This window comes from Aeromicrobium phragmitis (assembly GCF_003674095.1).
In the GTDB taxonomy this organism is placed as follows: domain Bacteria; phylum Actinomycetota; class Actinomycetes; order Propionibacteriales; family Nocardioidaceae; genus Aeromicrobium; species Aeromicrobium phragmitis.
On record NZ_RDBF01000043.1, the window covers coordinates 1 to 603 of the forward strand.

General features: G+C 69.8%; 1 protein-coding gene. It reads left to right on the top strand.

All coding sequences use genetic code 11. The features are described 5' to 3' along the window. Positions 1 to 81: 81 nt before the first annotated feature. On the top strand, positions 82 to 603 hold a 522-nt coding region (locus tag D9V41_RS16145), incomplete at its 3' end, for a hypothetical protein (protein WP_208006904.1).

Genomic DNA, 603 nt, shown 5'->3' on the forward strand with positions numbered 1-603 from the left:
GAGGTCGTCGACGGACGGCACCAGGGCCGATCGGCTCGACCGGAAACGTACACCGAAACCGAGGCCGCGGGAGTGGGTCAGATGACCTACACCGCCCGCCTCGCTATGACGGTCAGAGCGGTAGCAGCGGCAAGCAGCAACGAGGCGGAGTTCGTGCGGATGGCGCGCGAGGAAGGTCTGTGGGTACGCCCTCGATTCGCCGCCGGCGGCCAGGAGCACGTCACCGGATATGCCGTGGCGGACCGACCCGCGCACGGGCAGACCGCGGTCTGGCGATCGGGTGGCAAGCTCGGCCGCGACCTCAGTCTGAGCCGACTCCGGATGGCATGGGGGGAGGGGTCACGACCGGAGGACGCCCTCGATGAGTGGCGGGCCGCGTGGCGCGGTCAGCCACTGCCCGGGCAACGCCGTGGTGCTCAACTCGACGACGAGACGCTGCGTCAGATGTGGGGCGACCTGGCAAGGGTCAATGAGCAGCTGGCGAAGGTCGACCCGGAGAACGGGCCAGTGTGGTCCCATGTCGCGGGGCAGGCAGCCGGGGTGCTCGGCGCGTGGTCACTGCGTACCGAGAACAGGCCAGGGGAACTGGCTCGCGCCAGCGAT